The organism is Arthrobacter sp. 35/47 (assembly GCF_000520475.1).
GTDB classification, from domain to species: domain Bacteria; phylum Actinomycetota; class Actinomycetes; order Actinomycetales; family Micrococcaceae; genus Arthrobacter_D; species Arthrobacter_D subterraneus.
Window position 1 is genome coordinate 121,744 of record NZ_KI914617.1, and the last position, 4,447, is coordinate 126,190.

The 4,447-nt window shown below is 65.6% G+C and carries 3 protein-coding genes; 1 reads left to right on the top strand and 2 read right to left on the bottom strand.

Annotated features, from left to right (window positions below):
• Positions 1 to 63 precede the first annotated feature (63 nt).
• Positions 64 to 1,500 carry an FAD-dependent oxidoreductase gene (locus tag X803_RS0114755; RefSeq protein WP_026545727.1) on the bottom strand — a complete coding sequence of 479 codons (1,437 nt, stop codon included), beginning with the start codon at positions 1,498 to 1,500 and terminating at the stop codon, positions 64 to 66.
• Positions 1,501 to 1,683: 183 nt separating this feature from the next.
• Between X803_RS0114755 and rarD the strand changes: the two genes are divergently transcribed.
• Positions 1,684 to 2,646 (top strand): EamA family transporter RarD, encoded by a 963-nt coding sequence (rarD, locus tag X803_RS0114760; RefSeq protein WP_051470790.1) that lies wholly within the window; start codon positions 1,684 to 1,686, stop codon positions 2,644 to 2,646.
• 4 nt (positions 2,647 to 2,650) lie between these two features.
• On the opposite strand, the gene X803_RS0114765 is transcribed toward rarD, so the two are convergent.
• Positions 2,651 to 4,192, bottom strand: coding sequence for an APC family permease (locus tag X803_RS0114765; protein WP_026545729.1), 1,542 nt, complete (start codon positions 4,190 to 4,192; stop codon positions 2,651 to 2,653).
• Positions 4,193 to 4,447: the final 255 nt, after the last annotated feature.

Below are 4,447 nucleotides of genomic sequence, written 5' to 3' on the forward strand. Positions count from 1 at the left end.
GACACGCCGCCTGTTGGGTCAGAGGCCTGCGAGAAGCAGGGGAATCCGGCACGGCCAGGCGCGCTACTCCCCGCGGGAAATCGCGATCATGTCCTCGCGGGGGACCAGCTTCACACGCTCGCGGACGAGATCGGAGATGCTGCCGTCGTCATGCACGTAGTTGGCGCCCAGCTTCATTTCGTGGGCATCGAGCTTCAGCCAGCCCTCCCACGTGGTGTAGCGGACGCCGCGCTCCTCGAGGAGGTTAATGATGGCGTCCTCCGACGGGTGTTCGGCCGGCGGAAGGTTCAGGCGGTCCTCCAGGAGGTAGCCGATGGTCTCCAGCGCATCACCCTTGGTGTGCCCGATCAGGCCCACCGGGCCTCGCTTGATCCAGCCGGTGCAGTAGATGCCCGGGACCGGGTTGCCCGACTCGTCGATCACGCGGCCGCCCTCGTTGGGGATGACGCCGTTCCGCTCGTCGTAGCCGACCTCCGGCAGTTCCGATCCGAAGTACCCAATGGCGCGGTAGACCGCCTGCACCGGATAGTCGATGTACTCGCCGGTGCCCTCGACGCCGCCGGTGCCGTTCAGCCGCGTGCGCTCGAAGCGGATGTTGGCCACCTTGCCGGGGGTTTCCGGTGAATCGGTGATCTCCACGGGGCTGTGCAGGAAGTGGAGGTGCAGCCGGCGCGAGGCCGTGAATTCGCTGGGGTCTTCGGGCTGCTCGACCAGCCAGTTGGTCAGCGTCTTGACCATGGTCTTGGTCTGGTTGTTGCTCGCGATCTGCTGCTCGGAGGCTTCGTCGAAGTCGAAGTCCTCGGGGTAGAGCACAATGTCGACGTCGCGGGAGTGCGAGAGTTCCCGCAGTTCCAGCGGCGTGAACTTGACCTGCGCGGGGCCCCGGCGGCCGAAGACGTGGACGTCCGTGACCGGCGACTTCTTCAGCGCGGCGTAGACATTGGCCGGGATTTCCGTGGTCAGCAGGTCATCGGCATGCTTCGACAGCACGCGGGCGATGTCCAGGGCCACGTTGCCGTTGCCGATCACCGCGATCTGGCTGGCGTCCAGCGGCCAGTCCCGGTCAACGTCGGGGTGCCCGTCATACCAGGAGACAAAGTCCGCACCGCCGAAGGAGCCCTCAAGCTCCACTCCGGGAATGTTGAGGTCCGCGTCCTTCACCGCGCCGGTGGCGAAGATTACGGCGTCGTAGAACGTGCGGAAATCCTTCAGGGTGAGGTCGCGGCCGTAGTTCACGTTGCCGAGGAATCGGATGTCGCCGCGGTCGAGAACCTTGTGCAGGGCGGTCACGATGCCCTTGATGCGCGGATGGTCGGGCGCCACACCGTAGCGGATCAGCCCATACGGTGCCGGGTACTGGTCGAACAGGTCGATCGACACTTCGAAGTCTCCGCCCTTGACCTCCTGCGATTTGGTCAGGATGTCTGCGGCATAGACACCGGCCGGGCCTGCGCCGATGATGGCGACCCGAAGCGGACGGGCCGACGTCGTGCTGGACACTGAAGCCTTCTTCCTGGTGGATTTACCCGGGGTCTCCCGAGGGTCAACGGCACGCACATTAGCGCACAGTTTCCTATTCTAAATCCCCTGTTGAGTGCGCGTCTAAACCAGTGGCGGGGCTCACCCGGACAGCCTATTCCGGGACCCCGGAATAGGAACGGCACGACGGCGGTTGGCACGCATGTGAGCCGCACCCGCACCTCCCAGCGTCCCGCCCGAAGCGACAATGCCACGGGCATCCTTTTCGGTATCGGCGCCTACGGCCTGTGGGGCATGCTCCCCCTCTACTTTCTGATCCTTCTGCCCGCCACCGCGGTGGAGATCGTGGCGAACCGGGTGCTGTGGTCGCTGATCTTCTGCGCCCTGCTGTTGACCGTGCTTCGGTCCTGGGGGAAGGTGCGCGCGGCTCTTGCCAACCGCAGGATGCTTGGCACCCTGACGGTGGCCGCGCTGCTGATCGCCGTGAACTGGCTCGTGTACACGTACGGCGTGACCAACGGCCACGCGGTCGAGGCGTCCCTGGGCTACTTCATCAACCCCATCGTGTCCGTGCTTCTGGGAGTACTGGTGCTCCGGGAAAAGCTCCGCCCACTGCAGTGGACAGCCGTGGGAATGGGGCTTGTCGCCGTCGTCGTTCTGGCGGTTGGCTACGGCAACGTGCCGTGGATCGCGCTGGCGCTGGCGTTCTCGTTCGGCTTCTACGGGTTCGTGAAAAAGCGGGTGGGTCCGAGCGTCGATGCCGTGACCAGCCTCAGCGTCGAGACGGCAGTGCTGACGCCGATTGCCGCGGGTGTGATGATCTGGCTGACGCTGTCCGGCGGTGCAACGCTGACCACGGAAGGGCCGGGCCACTTCTGGATCATGGCTGCCTCGGGGGTGATCACCGCGGTGCCGCTGATCTTCTTCGGTGCGGCGGCCCGGCGGCTTCCGCTGACCACCATCGGGATGCTGCAGTACCTTGCTCCGGTACTCCAGTTCATTCTTGCCCTGACGGTCTTCGGCGAGGAGATGCCGCTGGAACGGTGGGTCGGTTTCGGCCTGGTCTGGGTGGGCCTCGCGCTCCTCACCGTGGACATGCTCCGGACGGTCCGGAAGAACGCGAGGCCCCGCCGGGGCACTCCCCTGGAGGAGCCCGCCGGCGTGTAGCGGGTTAGTCGGCCACCTCAAGGGCCGGTGTGTCCCGCCGCAGCGTCTCCCCGCGGAAGAACCCGGGGTGGGTCCGGCGGACGATGAACATGACCAGCACGCCCAGCGCGATGATCCCCACACCGATCACGAAGACCAGCCCCACACCGAAGATTTCCGATCCGCTGCCGAACGCCGGATCCCAGCTGTCGACGGCGGTCTGCAGGAACACGACCACGAGGCCGAGTCCGCCGAGCAGCGGCGCGAGGAAGCGGAACACGACATTGCGTGCGGACCTGAACGCCGAGTGCCGGAAATACCAGACGCAGGCCAGCGCGGTGAGCCCGTAGTAGAAGCAGATCATCAGGCCCAGGGCCATGATGGTGTCATTCAGGACGTTGTCGCTGATGATCCGCATGAGCGAGTAGAAGCCTGCGGAGATCACCCCGGCCACCACCGTGGCGAAGACGGGCGAGCGGTAGGTCGGGTGCACGGTCGCGAACTTTTCCGGCAGCGCCTTGTAGTAGCCCATGGCGAGCAGGCTGCGCGCCGGTGAGAGGAACGTGGACTGCAGCGACGCCGCGCAGCTGGACAGCACCGCGAGCGAAAGCAGGATCGCGAACGGCCCCATGACCGGAGCGGCGAGCGCCGCGAAGACGTTCTCGGAGATGTCTGCGTTGTTGAGGCCGAGACCCTCGGTCCCGACGCCGGCGAACATCACCGTCGCGATGGCGCCGAGCAGGTACATTCCCAGGACGACGACGGCGGTCACCGCGGCTGCCAGGCCCGCCGTGCGCCTGCCGTTGCGGGATTCCTCGCTGACCGTGAGGCACACGTCCCAGCCCCAGAAGGCGAAGATGGACAGTGACAGGCCCAGCGCAAAGGCGGAGAAGCTCTCAATGGCGAACGGGTTGAACCAATCCCAGCTGAACGCGACGGCGCCGGCCGCGGAGCCCTGCTGGATCCGGCTGAAGGCAGCGATCACAAACCAGGCGAGCACCGCGACCTGCAGGCCCACCAGCGCGTACTGCACGGCCTTGGTGGTCTTCACGCCGCGGCAGGAGACCCACACCGCAGCGCCGACGAACACCAGGCACGTCAGGATGTTCAGCCACCGGATGCCGGTCAGGTCCGCAATGGCGTCCTGTCCGGTGATCTGCGCGAGGAAGAGGTAGAAGAAGTCCACGGCCACGCCCGCGAGGTTCGACAGCACAATGATGTTTGCCGCCAGCAGCCCCCACCCGCCGATCCAGCCGAGGTAGGGACCGAACGCCTTGGTCACCCAGGTGAACGTGGTGCCGCTGTCCGGGGTGTCCGCGTTCAGCTCGCGGTACCCCAGCGCCACGAGGAACATCGGGATGAACCCGACGATGAAGATCGCCGGGAGGTGCACTCCGATGCTCTGCACGGTGGGGCCCAGCGTGCTTGTCAGGACGTAGGCGGGGGCGATGGTGGAAATACCGATGACGACGACGGCGAGCAGGCCCAGCTGCCCGGTCTTCAGTCCCTTGCCGGAGAACTTGGGTGTGCCGTCGGGAGCGCCGGTGCGCACTTGCATAGTGCTCATGGGTTCCTTACCTCGTTGTAGGAAAGCTGCTGTGGGGAAGCTTGCGAAAGATTTTTGGACTGCCGGGTGGGAGCGGGATCTCCACTGTCACCGGCGTCACTTATAAACGAATTGCGTTCGTTTAGTATGCAGGCTGCAGCTCCCCCGCGCAAGGCTCCCCCGCGTTGAGTTGGCAGGACACGCCGTTTATCCCGCGCTATTCGGGGCGTGTCCTGCGAATTCAACGCAGAAAACGCACAAACGACGACGGCGGCC